General features: G+C 63.9%; 12 protein-coding genes and 1 pseudogene. 6 read left to right on the top strand and 7 right to left on the bottom strand.

Going from position 1 to position 14,564, the window contains the following annotated elements; translation table 11 throughout:
- Positions 1-60: 60 nt before the first annotated feature.
- Genes BQ4888_RS08535 through BQ4888_RS08520 form a run of 4 tightly spaced genes read left to right on the top strand, consistent with a single transcriptional unit; the run spans position 61 to position 3,731 of the window.
- Positions 61-669: a TetR/AcrR family transcriptional regulator gene (locus BQ4888_RS08535; protein WP_092056424.1), complete on the top strand. Its 609-nt coding sequence runs from the start codon at positions 61-63 to the stop codon at positions 667-669.
- Positions 666-1,820 (top strand): efflux RND transporter periplasmic adaptor subunit, encoded by a 1,155-nt coding sequence (locus BQ4888_RS08530; RefSeq protein WP_092056422.1) that lies wholly within the window; start codon positions 666-668, stop codon positions 1,818-1,820. The genes BQ4888_RS08535 and BQ4888_RS08530 overlap by 4 nt, the downstream gene beginning before the upstream one ends.
- Positions 1,817-3,019, top strand: coding sequence for an ABC transporter permease (locus BQ4888_RS08525; RefSeq protein ID WP_092056421.1), 1,203 nt, complete (start codon positions 1,817-1,819; stop codon positions 3,017-3,019). The genes BQ4888_RS08530 and BQ4888_RS08525 overlap by 4 nt, the downstream gene beginning before the upstream one ends.
- 1 nt (position 3,020) lies before the next feature.
- On the top strand, positions 3,021-3,731 hold the full coding sequence (locus BQ4888_RS08520) for an ABC transporter ATP-binding protein (RefSeq protein WP_092056420.1): 711 nt from the start codon (positions 3,021-3,023) through the stop codon (positions 3,729-3,731).
- A 95-nt stretch (positions 3,732-3,826) separates the two neighbouring features.
- Here the strand turns inward: BQ4888_RS08520 and BQ4888_RS08515 are convergent, their stop codons facing one another.
- From BQ4888_RS08515 to BQ4888_RS08485, 7 genes and pseudogenes are all read right to left on the bottom strand, one after another.
- Positions 3,827-6,568: an HAD-IC family P-type ATPase gene (locus tag BQ4888_RS08515; RefSeq protein ID WP_092056418.1), complete on the bottom strand. Its 2,742-nt coding sequence runs from the start codon at positions 6,566-6,568 to the stop codon at positions 3,827-3,829.
- A 57-nt stretch (positions 6,569-6,625) separates the two neighbouring features.
- The gene (gene pgl / locus BQ4888_RS08510; protein ID WP_092056416.1) at positions 6,626-7,342 is read right to left on the bottom strand and encodes a 6-phosphogluconolactonase; all 717 of its coding nucleotides are present in this window, start codon (positions 7,340-7,342) and stop codon (positions 6,626-6,628) included.
- A pseudogene (zwf, locus tag BQ4888_RS08505) lies at positions 7,339-8,854 on the bottom strand (glucose-6-phosphate dehydrogenase). Before zwf ends, pgl begins: the two are co-directional and overlap by 4 nt.
- Complete coding sequence (gnd, locus tag BQ4888_RS08500; protein WP_092056415.1) at positions 8,832-9,875, bottom strand: phosphogluconate dehydrogenase (NAD(+)-dependent, decarboxylating); 1,044 nt, start codon at positions 9,873-9,875, stop codon at positions 8,832-8,834. Before gnd ends, zwf begins: the two are co-directional and overlap by 23 nt.
- A 130-nt stretch (positions 9,876-10,005) precedes the next feature.
- Positions 10,006-10,377, bottom strand: coding sequence for a pyridoxamine 5'-phosphate oxidase family protein (locus BQ4888_RS08495; RefSeq protein WP_092056413.1), 372 nt, complete (start codon positions 10,375-10,377; stop codon positions 10,006-10,008).
- A gap of 58 nt (positions 10,378-10,435) precedes the next feature.
- A complete protein-coding gene (locus BQ4888_RS08490; RefSeq protein ID WP_092056411.1) occupies positions 10,436-11,299 on the bottom strand; it encodes a YitT family protein in 864 nt (287 codons plus the stop codon).
- Between the two features lie 195 nt (positions 11,300-11,494).
- A complete protein-coding gene (locus BQ4888_RS08485) occupies positions 11,495-12,802 on the bottom strand; it encodes an ATP-binding protein (protein WP_092056409.1) in 1,308 nt (435 codons plus the stop codon).
- Positions 12,803-13,059: 257 nt separating this feature from the next.
- On the opposite strand from BQ4888_RS08485, the gene BQ4888_RS08480 reads away from it, so the two are divergent.
- Positions 13,060-13,878 (top strand): ankyrin repeat domain-containing protein, encoded by an 819-nt coding sequence (locus BQ4888_RS08480; RefSeq protein WP_170232988.1) that lies wholly within the window; start codon positions 13,060-13,062, stop codon positions 13,876-13,878.
- Between the two features lie 107 nt (positions 13,879-13,985).
- Positions 13,986-14,393 (top strand): twin-arginine translocation signal domain-containing protein, encoded by a 408-nt coding sequence (locus BQ4888_RS08475; protein ID WP_092056405.1) that lies wholly within the window; start codon positions 13,986-13,988, stop codon positions 14,391-14,393.
- Positions 14,394-14,564 lie beyond the last annotated feature (171 nt).

Here is a 14,564-nt window from a genome sequence, read left to right as displayed (position 1 = left end):
TGACAAAAACCCCCGGCCTGGAATAAAGTAAGTAATCGATTACTTACTTTGGAGGTCCCCGTGACCGCGAACAGCAAACATCTGCCGGCAGAAGAACGCCGCGAGCTGACCGTCGAGACGGTCATCGAACTGGCCGCCGAGCAGAATCCCAGCGACATCACCACCGCCGCCATCGCCCGCCGCATGGGCCTTACCCAGGGCGCGCTTTTTCGCCATTTTCCCAACAAGGACGCTATCTTGCAGGCGGTCATGGAATGGGTGTCGGAGCGCCTGCTGGCGCGGGTGGAAGAGGCGGCGGCCGGTGCCCCCTCGCCGGCGGCGGCCCTGGAGGCGGTCTTTATGACCCACGTCGAGTTCGTCGCCCGCCATCCCGGGGTGCCGCGTATGCTCTTCGGCGAATTGCAACGGGCCGGAGAATCGGCCCCCAAACGGCTGGCGCGCACCCTCGTCCGCCGTTATGGCGAGCGCCTGCGTCAGATTATCGACGCGGGCAAAGAAGAGGGATCGCTGGATAAAACCGTCGAAACCGAGGCCGCCGTCCTGCTCTTCATCGGCTCCATCCAGGGGCTGGTCATGCAGTCGCTGCTCGCCGGACAGATCGAAAACCTCCGCCGCGACGCCCGCCGCGTCTTTGCCCTCTACCGTCGCGCCATCGGGAGCCCATCATGAAACGCCTGCCCATGCAACTCCGTACCCTCGCCCTCTTTGCGGTAATCATCCCGCTGCTCGCCCTCTTCGTCTACGTCGCCCTGCGCAGCGGGCCGCTGGCGCCGGTGCCGGTGACGGTGGCGGCGGTGGAAGAACGAAGCGTCGCCCCGGGACTCTTCGGCATCGGCACGGTGGAAGCCCGCTACCGCTACCAGATCGGCCCAACGGCGCCGGGACGGCTGAAAAGCCTGGCGGTCGAGGTGGGGGAGGCGGTCGAAGCGGGACAGCTGCTCGGCGAAATGGACCCGGTCGATCTCGACGAGCGCGTCCGCGCCCAGAAAGCGGCGCTGAAGAGCGCCGAGTCACGGACGCGGGAAGCCGAAGCGCGCCACGACTACGCTCTGAGTCAGACGCGCCGTTATGAACCGCTGCTGGCGGAGCGTGCCGTCAGCGAGGAGATCGTCGCCGGCAAGCGCTCGGAGCTGCGCATCGCCGAGGCCGCCCTAAACGGCACGCGGGAAGAGCTGGTCCGACTGCGGGCCGAATTGGAGGCGTTGGAGGCGCAGCGCGGCCATCTGCGCCTCGAAGCGCCCGTCGCCGGGCTGGTGGCGGCACGGGAGATCGATCCTGGCACTTCGGTCGTCGCCGGGCAGGCGGTGCTGGAACTGATCGATCCGCAGAGCCTGTGGATCGATGTCCGCTTCGATCAGATCAACGCTCGCGGCCTGGCCGTCGGACTGGCCGCCGACATCGTCCTGCGCTCGCGCGGGGATGAGATGCGGCTGCCGGGGAAGGTGCTGCGCCTGGAGCCCCTGGCCGACGCCGTCACCGAGGAGCTGCTGGCCAAGGTGGTTTTCACCGAGTTGCCCGACCCCCTGCCGCCCCTCGGGGAACTGGCGGAAGTGACCGTCGACCTGCCGCCGCTGCCCGCCACTCCGGCCATTCCCAACGCCGCCATCCAGCGTCGTGACGACGAGCTCGGGGTCTGGCGGGTCGTCGATGAGCGTCCGGAATTTGCGCCGGTGGAACTGGGCGAAGCGGACCTGGATGGCTGGGTTCAAGTGCGCCGGGGGCTTGCCGTCGGCGATCGCATCGTGGTCTACAGCCGCGCCCCCTTGAGCCCGCGCAGCCGGGTGAAAGAGGTGGAAGATCTGCTGGAGATCCGGCCATGATCAGCCTGGCCGGGCGGGATATCCTCCATGCCTGGGGGAAGTTCGTCTTCACCGGTGTCGGCCTGGGGCTGCTGATCGGCGTCACCCTTTCCATGGCCGGGATCTATCGCGGCATGGTCGACGACGCCAAGGCGCTGCTCGACAACAGCGGCGCCGATCTCTGGGTGGTGCAGCAGGACACCCTCGGCCCCTACGCCGAATCGTCGAGCATCTATGACGACCTCTGGCGCGGCATCCGCGGGCTGCCGGGGGTGGCGGAAGCGGCCAACGTCACCTATCTGACGATGCAGGTGCGCCGGGGCTCGGTGGACGTGCGCGCCATGGTCAGCGGCATCGCGGCGGGCGCCCCCGGCACCCCCGGCTGGCCCCCCTTCCTTATCGCCGGTCGGCAGATCACCCGCGGCCATTACGAGGCGGTGGCCGACATCGCCACCGGCTTCAAGCTCGGCGACCGCCTGCGGATCCGTCGCAACCAGTACACCGTCGTCGGCCTGACCCGGCGCATGGTCTCCTCCAACGGCGACCCGATGGTCTTCATTCCCCTCAAGGATGCCCAGGAGGCGCAATTTCTCAAGGATAACGACGCTATCCGCCAGCAGCGCCGGCGAACCGCCGAGAACCCCGCCTTCAATCGACCGGGGGTGCCGGGACTGCTCGCCGCGATCAATGCCTCGCAAAGCGCCAACAGCAACGTCAATGCGGTGCTGGTGCGACTCGAAACGGGGGCGGACGGAGCGGCCACGGCAGAAACCATCCGCCGCTGGAAGCGCTTGCAGGTCTATGACCGGAAAGAGATGGAAGGGATTCTCGTCGGCAAGCTGATCGCCACCTCGGCCCGGCAGATCGCCACCTTCCTGGTGATCCTCTCCATCGTCAGCGCCGCCATCGTCGCTTTTATCATTTACACCCTCACCCTGGGCAAGATTCGGGAGATCGCCGTGCTCAAGCTGATCGGCACCAAAAACCGCACCATCGCCGCGATGATCATGCAACAGGCGGTCGCCCTGGGGCTGATCGGCTTCGTCGTCGGCAAAATCGTGGCGACCTTCTGGGCCCCGCACTTCCCCAAATACGTGCTGCTGATGCCCCTCGATTCGCTGCGGGGCTTCTTCGTGGTGGTGGCGATCTGCGTGCTGTCGAGCCTCATCGCCATCCGCGCCGCCCTCAAGGTCGATCCGGCCGAAGCGATCGGAGGCTGAGATGACGGGCCAGGGAATCGGTATCGAAGGCTTGAAAAAACGCTACGGCAAGGGGGATACGGCGGTGGATGCCCTCAAGGGCGTGGACATGCGCGTGGCGCCGGGGGAAGTGGTGGGACTGATCGGTCCTTCGGGATCGGGCAAGAGCACCCTGCTCAAATGCCTGGGGGCGGTCATCGAACCGACCGCCGGCCGGATGACCCTCGGCGACCGGGTGATCTACGATAACGGCTGGAAGGTTCGGGATCTGCGGGAGCTGCGCCGGGACCACATCGGCTTCGTCTTCCAGGCCCCCTATCTCATCCCCTTTCTCGATGTCACCGACAACGTCGCCCTACTGCCGATGCTCGCCGGGGTGCCCAACGGCGAAGCCCGCCGCCGCGCCCTGGAACTGCTCGAAGCCCTCGACGTCGCCCACCGCGCCAAGGCCATGCCCGCCCAGCTTTCCGGCGGCGAGCAGCAGCGGGTGGCCATCGCCCGGGGGCTGGTCAACCGCCCGCCGGTGATCCTCGCCGACGAGCCGACCGCCCCCCTCGACAGCGAAAGGGCCCTGGCGGTCATCCGCATTCTCAACGACATGGCGCGGCGATTCGAAACGGCGATCATCGTCGTCACCCACGACGAGAAGATCATCCCCACCTTCAAACGCATCTACCACATCCGCGACGGTATCACCTACGAAGAAGCGGGCGAAGGCCTCGAAATCGCCTGAGCCGGGCCAGACCTTTCCTCTTTCCCCTCCCCTGCGTGACAGAAGATTGACCCTCCCCCCTGATAAGGGGAGGCCGAGGGGGGTTGCTTTTCGTCTTACTTCGCCCTCGCCTCGCGCCGCAGCCACTTATCCAGCGAAATCACCGGCAGCACCACCGCCCCGGCCAACATCGCCGTGAGCCAGGCCCAGCCATCGAGGGGGGCCGAGCCGAAAATTTTCTGCAAGGGGGGCAGATAGACGAAGCAACCCTGCATCAGCAGCAACGTCCCGATGCCGATAAAAATCGAGGGGTTGCTGAAGATCCCCAGGGAGAGGAGCGAGTCGCGCAAAGAACGGCAATTGAGCAGGTAAAAGATCTGGGTGAAAGTGATGCCGGTCACGCACAGGGTCTGAGCTTCGGCCAGGGCGTAGGCGTGGCGGGCTGCGGTCACCGGCTCGGGCCCGACGATGCGGAAGTATTCCCAGAGAAAGAGGGCGCAGGCGCAGGCGGTCATGAGCAGCGCGACGATCACCAGCCGGGTGACGATGAAACGGGAAAAGACCGGCGCGTCCGGGGCGCGGGGGGGACGGCGCATGGCGTCGGGCTCCAGCACCTCGAAGGCCAGGGGGACCGAAAGGGAGACGCTGGCGATGAGATTGATCCACAGGGTCTGGCTGGGGGACATGGCCATGAGCAGCTCGTTCACCCCGTCGACAGTCACTGTCGGAAAGAAGAACATGGCGACGGAAAGGATGCAGGCCAGTCCGAGGTTGGTGGGGAGGATGAAGGCCAGGGATTTGATCAGGTTGTCGTAGACCCGCCGCCCTTCCCGCACCGCCGCGGTGATGGAGGCGAAGTTGTCGTCCATCAGCACGACCTTGGCCGCCTCCTTGGAAACGGCCGTGCCGGTGATGCCCATGGCGACGCCGATGTCGGCCCGCTTGAGGGCGGGGGCGTCGTTGACCCCGTCGCCGGTCATGGCCACCACCTGCCCCTCGCTCTGCAGGGCCTCGACCAGCCGCAGCTTATGCTCGGGCGCGACCCGGGCGAAGACGTGGGTCTCGAGCGCCGCCCGGCGAAAACCCCCTTCGTCAAGGTCGTCGAGATCGCGGCCGCGCAGGGCGCCTTGCTCCCCGTGCAGAAGGCCGAGTTGGCGACCGATGGCCTCGGCGGTCGTCGGATGATCACCGGTGATCATCTTCACCGTGATGCCCGCCTCCCGGCAGAGGCGGATGGCGTCCATCGCCTCGCCGCGCGGGGGATCAATCATGCCCAGCAGCCCGGCGAAGACGAAACCTTCGGCCACCGCCTCCTCTGCGATCTGCTCCGCCCCCTGCGCCTCCTTGCGAGCCAGGGCGATGACACGCAGCCCCTGGCGGGCGTAGGTATCCATGACCTCGAGAATCCGTTCCCGCTCTTCCGCGTCCAGGGCGCACCGTTCCAGCACCGTTTCCGGCGCCCCCTTGAGCAGGATCACCGTCCCCTCGTCCAACCGGTGCAGAGTCGCCATGAACTTGGTCTCCGACTCGAAGGGGACGACATCCAGCCGCGGATGGCGCCCGCGCATCGCCTCGGCATCCAACCCTCCCTTGGCCGCCGCCGCCACCAGGGCGGCTTCCGTCGGGTCGCCGGTGATCGTCCAGCTCTGCTCCTCGAAACGCAGAACCGCGTCGTTGCAGAGCAGCGCCGTGCGCAGCAGCCCGAAGAGCGCCGGTGTCGGTTCGGCGATGCGGCCGTCGTGGGAAATTTCCCCTTCCGGGGCATAGCCGATGCCGGAAAAGCGGTATTCGTGGCCATCCAGCCAGGCGACCTGCACGGTCATCTCGTTGCGGGTCAGGGTGCCGGTCTTGTCCGAGCAGATCACCGTGGTCGAACCGAGGGTTTCCACGGCGGGAAGGTGGCGGACGACGGCATTGCGGTCGGCCATGCGCCGCACACCGATAGCCAGGCAGATGGTGATGACCGCCGGCAGCCCTTCGGGGATCGCCGCCACCGCCAGGGAGACCGCGACCATCAGGGCCTCGCCGACGGGGGCGTCCTTGACCCAGATGCCGAAGCCGATCAGCACCGCCACCACCGCCAGCACCGCGACGGTAATCCCCGAACTGACCTTGGCCAGTTGCCGGGTCAACGGCGTCTCCAGTTGCCGGGTCTGGTTGAGCAGGGCGTTGATCCGCCCCAGTTCGGTGGCGCCGCCGATGGCGACCACCACCCCGGTGGCGGTTCCCTGCACCACCAGCGTGCCGCTGTAGGCCATGCCGAGGCGGTCGCCCAGGGGCGCGTCGGCCTCAACCGCTTCGGCGCGCTTGGCCACCGGCAGCGATTCACCGGTGAGAGCGGCCTCCTCGACCAGCAGGTTCTTGACCCGTAGCAGACGCAGGTCGGCAGGGATCTTGTCGCCGCTCTGCAGCGTCACCACATCGCCGGGGACCAGATCGACGGCGGAAACCGCCTGGGCCTGGCCGCCGCGCAGCACGGTCGCGGCGGTGGGGATCATTGCGGCAAGGGCGTCGATCGCCTTGCCCGCCCGGAACTCCTGGATGAAGCCGATCACGGCGTTGATCCCCACCGCGCCGAAAACGACCAAGGCATCGGTCGGTTTACCGAGGAGCAGGGCCAGCGCTCCGGCGCCGATCAGCAGCCAGCCGATGGGGTTGTGGATCTGTCGCCAGAAAATTTTCCAGGGGCCTTCCGCCTCGGCGCTCGGCAACAGATTGGGTCCGAACTCCGCCCGACGGCGGGCGACTTCCGTTTCGGGGAGACCGTCGGCGCTCGCCTCCAGCTTCTCCAGCACGGCGTCCGCCGTCAGGGCATGATAGTCAGGGGTGGCGGTTTCGGCCTGTGGTTTCTCATCCATGATCGACACCTGTATTCATTTGGGGAAAAAATTCCGAAGTGGCTTTTGCGAAAGACCTTAGCAACCGGCGGCCGCGCGATCGGCGAACCAGCTGACTTCGCCGTTATGGAGTTGTACCCGTTGCGCCGGATAGAGCGGCACGGAAGCCGAAACACGACGAACGATCTCGGCCAGCATCGCCGACTTGCCCTGACCGCTGACAAGAAAAAGAAGCCTTCGGGCCTGATTGAGCAGGGGCAGGGTCAGGGTGATGCGGGGAAAGGCGTCGCCGGGGCGATGGACAACGGCGGTCCAGCGCGTTTGTTCGGCGAGGGCTGCAGAACCGGGGAAGAGGGAGGCGGTGTGGCCGTCGGCGCCGAGACCGAGGAAGACCAGGTCGAAACGGGGCGGGTCGCCGGCGAAGTGATCTTGCAACGCGCGCTGGTAAGCGTCGGCGGCCTGTTCGGGGGAGTCGGCACAGGCGATGGGATGAATATTTGCCGGCGGCACCGACACCCGATCGAGCAGACTTTCCCGCGCCATGGCCTGATTGCTGCGCGGATCGTCGGCGGGAACGCAGCGCTCATCCCCCCAGAAGAAATGGATTTTATCCCAGGGGATGGTCGTGCGCAGCGGCTCCCCGGCCAGCATTTCGTAAGTGCGCCGCGGGGTTTCGCCGCCGGCCAGCAGCACCGACGCCCGTCCCCGCCCCGTCACCGCCCGGCTGATCTCTTCGGCGAAGAGCGCGGCCGCCCCCCGAGCCAGCTCCTCGGCATCGGCGAAAACCCGAATCATTCCTCCTCCGCCTCGGTCGGTTGCAGCCAGGTGTGACCCTGGCGAGCGAGCATCAGCTCGGCCGCCTCCGGCCCCCAGCTCCCCGCCGGATAGTCGGGAAAGTCCGCCGGCGGCACCGCCTCCCAGGCTTCCAGAATCGGCGCGACCACCCGCCAGGCGCTCTCCACCTGATCGGCGCGCATGAAGAGGGTGGCGTCGCCGCGAATCACGTCGAGCAGCAGGGTTTCATAGGCTTCGGGGGGGGGCAACCTTGAAGGCCTCGCGGTAGTGGAAGTGCATATCCGCCGTCCCCAGCAGCAGTCGGGTACCGGGCTGTTTCACCTGGATGCGGGTGCCGATTCCTTCCTCGGGCTGGATGCGGATGACGATGCGGTTCTGCTGCCAGCTCTCCACCGCCGCCGAGGGGAAAAACTGATGAGGGGGAGAGCGGAAGATGACGTTCACTTCCGAAACCTTGGTCGGCAGACGCTTGCCGGTGCGCAGGTAGAAAGGCACCCCCTGCCAGCGCCAGTTGTCGATGTGAAACATGAGGGCGACATAGGTTTCGGTGGCCGAATCGGGGGCAACCTTGCGCTCCTGGGGATAGCCCAGCACCGCCTCCCCCAGCACCTGCCCCTTGCGGTATTGGCCGCGCACCGCCGCGCGATGAATCTCCCCGGTCGCCAGAGGGCGGATCGCCCGCAGCACGTCGACCTTCTTGTTGCGGATCTCCTCGGCGTCGAAGGAGATTGGCGGCTCCATCGCCACCAGGCAGAGAATCTGCAGCAGATGGTTCTGAACCATGTCGCGCAGCGCCCCGGCCTGATCGTAATAGTCCCCCCGGTCGCCGATGCCCACCGTCTCGGCGACGGTGATCTGCACATGGTCGATGTAGCGGCGGTTCCAGATCGGCTCGAAAAGGGAGTTGGCGAAACGGAAAGCAAGGATGTTCTGCACCGTCTCCTTCCCCAGGTAGTGATCGATGCGGTAGATCTGCGATTCGGCGAAGAGGGCGCCGAGAAAACCGTTCAGCTCCCGGGCCGTTTCCAGGTCGCGGCCGAAGGGCTTCTCGATCACCAGCCGGTCGTGAACGCAGTCGCGGCAGACGCCGAGGCGCTGGAGCATCGCCGCCGCCGAGGCCATGACGCCGGGAGGGACGGCGAGATAGTAGACACGGTTGGCCCGCGTCCCCCAGCTGCTCTGAAATTCGTTCAGGCAGGCGTCGAGAGCGGCGCCCGAGGCGGAATCGGCGAGATCCTCGCTCACATAGCGGATGTTGTCGGCGAAACGCCGCCACAGCTCCTCGTCCGCCAGCGGCCGGCGGGAGAACTGCTCGATCCCCTGGCGCAGACGTGCGCGGAACTCGTCGACCGGCAGCGGCCGCCGGCCGACGCCGACGATGGCGAAGCGCTCGGGCAGCAGCTTGTCCAGTCCCAGGTTGTAGAGTGCCGGAATCAACTTGCGCCAGGCGAGATCCCCCCCGGCGCCGAAGATGACGAGGATGGTCGGATCAAGCCGGATGCTGTGCGGCATGGGTGCCTCCCTCCGCCGGCGGTTCCTGGTGACCGCCGAACTGCCGACGCAACGCCGAGAGCAGGCGGTTGGCGAAATCGTCCCGATCCCGCGAGGCAAAGCGCTCATAGAGGGCGGCGCTCAGCACCGGCGTCGGCACCCCGGCGTCGACGGCGGCCTGGATCGTCCAGCGCCCCTCGCCGGAATCGGCCACCCGCCCGGCGAAGCCGTCGAGCACGGGATTTTCCGTCAGCGCCCGGGCGCCGAGATCGAGCAGCCAGGAACCGATGACGCTGCCGCGCCGCCACAGTTCGGCGATCTCGTCCAGCTTGAAATCGTAGCGGAAATGCTCGGGATGGCGCAGCGGCGCCGTCTCCGCGTCCGCCACCCGGGCCGAGTCGCCGTCATTGGCGTGGCGCAGCAGATTAAAGCCTTCGGCGTAGGCCGCCATCAGCCCGTATTCAATGCCGTTGTGCACCATCTTGACGAAATGCCCGGCGCCGCTCGGGCCGCAGTGCAGATAGCCCTGCTCCGCCGTCCCCGTCCCGGCGCGCCCCGGCGTCGGTGCCGCCGCCTCCTTGCCCGGCGCCAGGGCGGCGAAGATCGGATCGAGCCGCCGCACCGCATCCATTTCTCCGCCGATCATCAGGCAATAGCCCCGCTCCCGCCCCCAGACCCCGCCGCTGGTGCCGACATCGAGATAGCGGATACCGCGCCCGCCCAGTTCTCCGGCCCGGCGCAGATCGTCGTGATAGTGGGAATTGCCACCGTCGATGAGCATATCCCCCGGCGCCAGCAAGGGTGCCAGCTCGGCGATCACGCCGTCGACCGCCGCCGCCGGAATCATCAGCCACACCGCCCGGGGCGGAGCAAGCCGCTCCACCAGCTCGGTCAACGAGCCGCTCCCCGTCGCCCCCTCGGCGATCAGCTCCGCCATCGCCTCCGGCTTGCGGGCATGGATCACGCATTCGTGCCCCCGCTGTAACAGCCGCCGTACCATATCCCCGCCCATGCGGCCGATGCCGATCATCCCCAGTTGCATGTGGTTTCTCCCTTGAAAAAATCATTTTATGAACGGCTTTCGCCTCGTAAATCGCGGAGAAGGCCTCACCACTCCTGGCCTTTACTCTGAGATCTCCGTGGCCCTGTGGTGCATTCGTTTCTTCCCCCGTTCAGACCAAAGGCCGGACCTCCACCACCCGGAACCAGACGGCATGGGTGACGGCCAGACCCGCTCCCGCGCCAACGACAGTGGCGGCCCGCTCCTTGATTTGGGTCAGCATCGCCCCCTCCTCCTCGCTGCGGATCAGCTCCAGGGCGAGGCGCGCGCCCCGGTAGCCCGGCTGGTCGATCCTGAAGAGAAAGGCGGCCTTCGGATTTTGCGAGAGATTGCGAAAACTGCGCCCCTCGGTCATCCCCCAGACCAGGGTCGTTTCATCAATAACATGGGGGCGGGCGTAAACAGCGGTGTTGACGCCGCCGTCGGCGCCGGCGGTGGCCATGATCCCGAGACCGTCGTTTGCGAAAAGTTCAGCCAGTTTCATCGTTTGTTTCTCCTCTCGAATTTCCTCCATGCGCATCGTGCGCCGGCAAGGTTCCCGATCAGTATATCTTGCGCCGCGAGAAGGTCGAGCCGATGACGTTGAAGGTGTTTTCGACAATGAACAAGGCATGGGGATCAATCGTGAAGATGATCTCTTCGAGCCGCTTGAGCTGGATGTTGTTGGTCACCACCATCAACACCCGGCGCGGCTCTTTCTTGTAGGCCCCGACTCCTTCGAGGAAGGTCGCGCCGACCTTGAACTTTTCCATCACCTGATCGGCGATTTCGGCACTTTTGCCGGAGATGATCAGGCAGAGCTTGCGCTGGTTGAAGAGGGAGAGGCTGTATTCGACGGAGACCGAGGCAACGAAGGCGGCGATCAGCGAGGCGATGACCAGGTCGTTGTCAAGGCTGGCGAAGCTGAAGGAAAAGAGGACGAGGTTGAAGATGAAGTAGGTCTTGCCAACGCCGACGTTGTAGCGCTGATTGAGGATGACCGCGATGACATCGAGGCCGCCGTTGGAACCGAGGGAACGCAACACAATCCCGGCGCCGGTGCCGACGAGCACGCCGAAACATACTGCGGCGTAGAGCTGGTTCTGCAGATCGATCTGGAAATCGATCCCCGAGTAGGCCAAAGAGATCACCATCATTGACACGAAACTGTAGCCGAGAAAACGCTTGCCGATGAGCAGGTAACCGATGATGAACATGGGGATGTTGAGCAACAGGTACCAGGAGCCGGCGTCGAGCAGCCCGGTTTTATATTCGAAGAGGGCGGCGACGCCGAAGAGACCGCTCGGCACGAAGCCGTGGGCGGTGGAAATCGCCTTGAAGCCGATGGCCTGAATGAGCGATCCGACCACGATCAAAAACAGGTTCCACCACAACGAATAACTGAAATCGCGAAAATTGAACAACATCAACTCCTGGGATTGGCGCAGCAAAAACGCGCGGAAAATTCTCGGCGACCGTCGCCGCCGGGGTTTCTTTCCCGAAAAGGGAAAAATCGTCGGCCAAAGGGACAGCGCGTTTGGGTCGCGGGAAACAACTAGGCGGGAGCAAAGAGGGGGAAACCGGTCTTGGTTAAACCGCCCCAAAGCCCCGGCGTCAACGCATCATGCCGATCCCAGCAGCAGATACTTCACGACCGGCAAGCAACGCACCGCTGTACCTCCAGCCGCAATGACCGTCTCCAGGTCGTTGGTAAGCACCAGGCACTCCGCCCCATCCTCCGGCAAATCCCTGAACACGGCCACTTCGCGCTCGGGAATTTCCGCCCGCGGATTCTCCTCGTACCAGACCTGAATCCGCCGAGTGATCGCCGTCCCCTCCTTGACGACGAAGTCGGTCTCGCCACCCTCGGCGCCAAAGTAAATCTCCTCATGGCACCGCCGCAGCTGATTATGGATAACGTTTTCGACCAAACGTCCGGCATCGGCCGAAAAGGAAAACGCCACCCGGTTACGCAACCCCGTGTCGATGGCGTAGGGCTTGAATCCGGCCCGCTGGACACTCTTGAGGGACCAGCCGAATTTCTGTAACTGGAAGGTGAGATAGCTTTCCAGAATCGCCGAGAGATAATTTTCGGTCTTATCCTGCGAGATGGAAAAATTGCCCTTCAGCTTGCTGACACTGGTCGGCCGGGTGTTGTTGGTCAGCAAAAAGACCGCCAGATTGCGCAGACTGGCCACGTCGCGAATCTCATGACGGGTGACGATATCCCGGTACAGAATATCTTCGAAGTAATTTTTCAACAGCAGCTCCCGGTCGTCGTCTTTTTCCTTCAGGACCACCTCGGGAAATCCGCCGTATTTGAGATAATCATGAAAATGATGGCGGATGCGGGTCTTCTCAGCGAGATATTCGAGCTCGGAACGAACTTCAATCCCATTGAAGCGCAGGAATTCCTTGAACGACAACGGATAAACCTCGAAGGAGACCTGTCGACCGGTCAGTTTGGTGCCGATCTCGCGGGAGAGCATCCGGGCCGAAGAGCCGGTGACAAAGATCTTCACCTCCTCGGTCTCGCTGCGACCGCGCACCCAGGCCTCCCAGCCGGGGATGTTCTGGATCTCGTCGAGGAAGAGATAGCCCTTCTCTTCCGGGCAGACCCGTTCGCGCCAGGTGCGGTAGATCTGTTCCAGAAGCTCCACCGACGCCTCGGCGGCAAAGAGCGGCTCCTCCAGGTTGATCCGCAAGAGCTGCTGCGGCCGGATTCCCCGCCCGAGCAGGGCCTCCATCACCTGCGCCAAAAGCGTCGACTTGCCGCAGCGTCGAACCCCTTTCAGGACCACAACCTCCCGGCTGTCCGCCTGGGACAGGCAACGAGGCAACAAATCCCGGGAGATCCCCGCCTCGAGCTTGCCGGTCGTCCAGAAACGATTGTAGCTGGCCAATATTTCGAGAAGACGAGCTGTTTCCATTTTTTCACCGATTTACCAGAGGAGTGAATCAAGAATATAACCGGCATACCGGTTAGTCAACCTCGCCTCAAGGAAAACGTAAGCAAATGCCGTAACCCCGACGTCATGCCCAAGCTGGCGCATCGCGGCCCGGGCACGGCATGGCAAAGAAGCCCTTTTTGTGCGTCAAAATCTGTCGCCTCAACGAAGTATCCTATTCGCGAACAAGAGCAATCACGTGAATGGAGTGGCGGCAAGCCTGTGCCACAGGGGGGATCATGGATCGGCTCAAGGAATTCTTCGACGCCTGCCGTCAAGGCGATCCTGGCTTAGTCAAGAGCCTTGTCGCCAGAGGCGTCGATCCACACTCCCAGCATGATTTTGCCTTGGTCGTGGCCGCCGAAAGGGGAAAAACCGAACTGCTCCAGGTTCTGGTGGAGGACTACGGATTGGCTGTTGACGCCTGGGAGGGGGCGGCGTTGCACCATGCCGCCGCCTCGGGGCGGATGGCGTCCGTCCGTTTTTTGCTGGAAAAGGGATGCGACGTCGAAGCCCGGGACAACCGCGCTCTCCGCTGGGCCGTTTTGCGTGGTCACGTGGAAGTAGTAAGGCTTCTGCTGGCCCAAGGGGCGAATCGCCATGTGCTCACGGCCGTGGATTTGACCAGCGCCTGCGGCAGCGGTCATTTGCCGCTGGTTAAGTACCTGATGGGAGAAGTCGGTTTGGCCTCCGATGACGACAGCCCGCTTCGTCATGCGGTCATTGAAGGCCATCATGAAATCGTTCGTTATCTGTCGCAAACCGAAAAAGTGGACATCCGGGCGGACGATTCCTATCCACTGCGCCATGCGGCCAGGGTTGGAAATCTGAGCATGCTGGAAACGGCCGTGGCCCTGGGTGCCGATGCCCATGCGAAAAGGGACGAGGCCTTCAGGTCGGCAGTAAGGGGTGGGCATCTGGAATGTGTGGAATTTCTCGTGGAGCTTTGTGGGGTCGTCGTCAATGGTTTAACGGATGAGGATATTTCCGGCGTGGCCGACAGGGCGGTGAAGGCCTATCTGCAGGCGCGGTCGGCGGGGAAGGGCCGGCGCTCATAAGCGGCTTGGAGCGAGGGAAATCCCTCGGGAATTCAAGGCGGGGGCAGGGGTTGAGAACCGCTGTCGACGATGGATCAGATGCCCGAAACATCAACCAGGAGGAGGTCATGACCGGACGGCGTTCATTTCTCAAAGGAATTATCGGGGCCATGGCGGGATGCGTTTGCCTGGTCGCCCCGCGTCCCAAGCCTGTGGCTTTTCCGGTTCTCCCCGATTTTGCCTCGGAGCCTGCCGGATTCGAACTGGGGTGGTTTCAGCTGGAAAAAACGGAACGAGGCTATGTGGTTCCAAAGCTCCTTGCGACCCTTACGGGAGGGGTAGTCATTGTCACCAGGTCATCGCACCCCGGCAGACTGGCGATCTATTCACAAGCGGCGTGGTTTCAGTTCACCGAAGAATTGCGGCAAGTTCCCACCGACGTACGATCCGCCGTCATTCGCCTGGTCATCGCTCCCGCTCAGGAAATTGATCTTCGGGATACTTACTCAACTTTCGCAGGCACGCACAAAAAATAAATATCTGAAATAATTAAACAAAAGCGCCATCAACTGTAATAGAATGGGTTGTCGCCAAACAACCAATCTACCCTCAGGAGATGACGCTTTGGATCAGAGTGTAGCAGAGACTGTTTCATGTCAGAACCAAATTAATTCGTTTTTTGACCATCAGCGTGTCGCTTTACTCTT

The sequence above is a fragment of the Desulfuromonas acetexigens genome, assembly GCF_900111775.1.
GTDB lineage: Bacteria > Desulfobacterota > Desulfuromonadia > Desulfuromonadales > Trichloromonadaceae > Trichloromonas > Trichloromonas acetexigens.
The sequence above is the reverse complement of the archived record's forward strand: the minus strand, read 5'-3'. Positions and strand labels throughout refer to the sequence as shown.

Excerpts from the sequence above, each read along its gene's own strand:
- BQ4888_RS08530 (WP_092056422.1), top strand. The coding sequence starts at position 666 with ATGAAACGCCTGCCCATGCAACTCCGTACCCTCGCCCTCTTTGCGGTA.
- BQ4888_RS08525 (WP_092056421.1), top strand. The coding sequence starts at position 1,817 with ATGATCAGCCTGGCCGGGCGGGATATCCTCCATGCCTGGGGGAAGTTC.
- BQ4888_RS08520 (WP_092056420.1), top strand. The coding sequence starts at position 3,021 with ATGACGGGCCAGGGAATCGGTATCGAAGGCTTGAAAAAACGCTACGGC.
- BQ4888_RS08515 (WP_092056418.1), bottom strand. The coding sequence starts at position 6,568 with ATGGATGAGAAACCACAGGCCGAAACCGCCACCCCTGACTATCATGCC.
- pgl (WP_092056416.1), bottom strand. The coding sequence starts at position 7,342 with ATGATTCGGGTTTTCGCCGATGCCGAGGAGCTGGCTCGGGGGGCGGCC.
- gnd (WP_092056415.1), bottom strand. The coding sequence starts at position 9,875 with ATGCAACTGGGGATGATCGGCATCGGCCGCATGGGCGGGGATATGGTA.
- BQ4888_RS08495 (WP_092056413.1), bottom strand. The coding sequence starts at position 10,377 with ATGAAACTGGCTGAACTTTTCGCAAACGACGGTCTCGGGATCATGGCC.
- BQ4888_RS08490 (WP_092056411.1), bottom strand. The coding sequence starts at position 11,299 with ATGTTGTTCAATTTTCGCGATTTCAGTTATTCGTTGTGGTGGAACCTG.
- BQ4888_RS08485 (WP_092056409.1), bottom strand. The coding sequence starts at position 12,802 with ATGGAAACAGCTCGTCTTCTCGAAATATTGGCCAGCTACAATCGTTTC.
- BQ4888_RS08480 (WP_170232988.1), top strand. The coding sequence starts at position 13,060 with ATGGATCGGCTCAAGGAATTCTTCGACGCCTGCCGTCAAGGCGATCCT.
- BQ4888_RS08475 (WP_092056405.1), top strand. The coding sequence starts at position 13,986 with ATGACCGGACGGCGTTCATTTCTCAAAGGAATTATCGGGGCCATGGCG.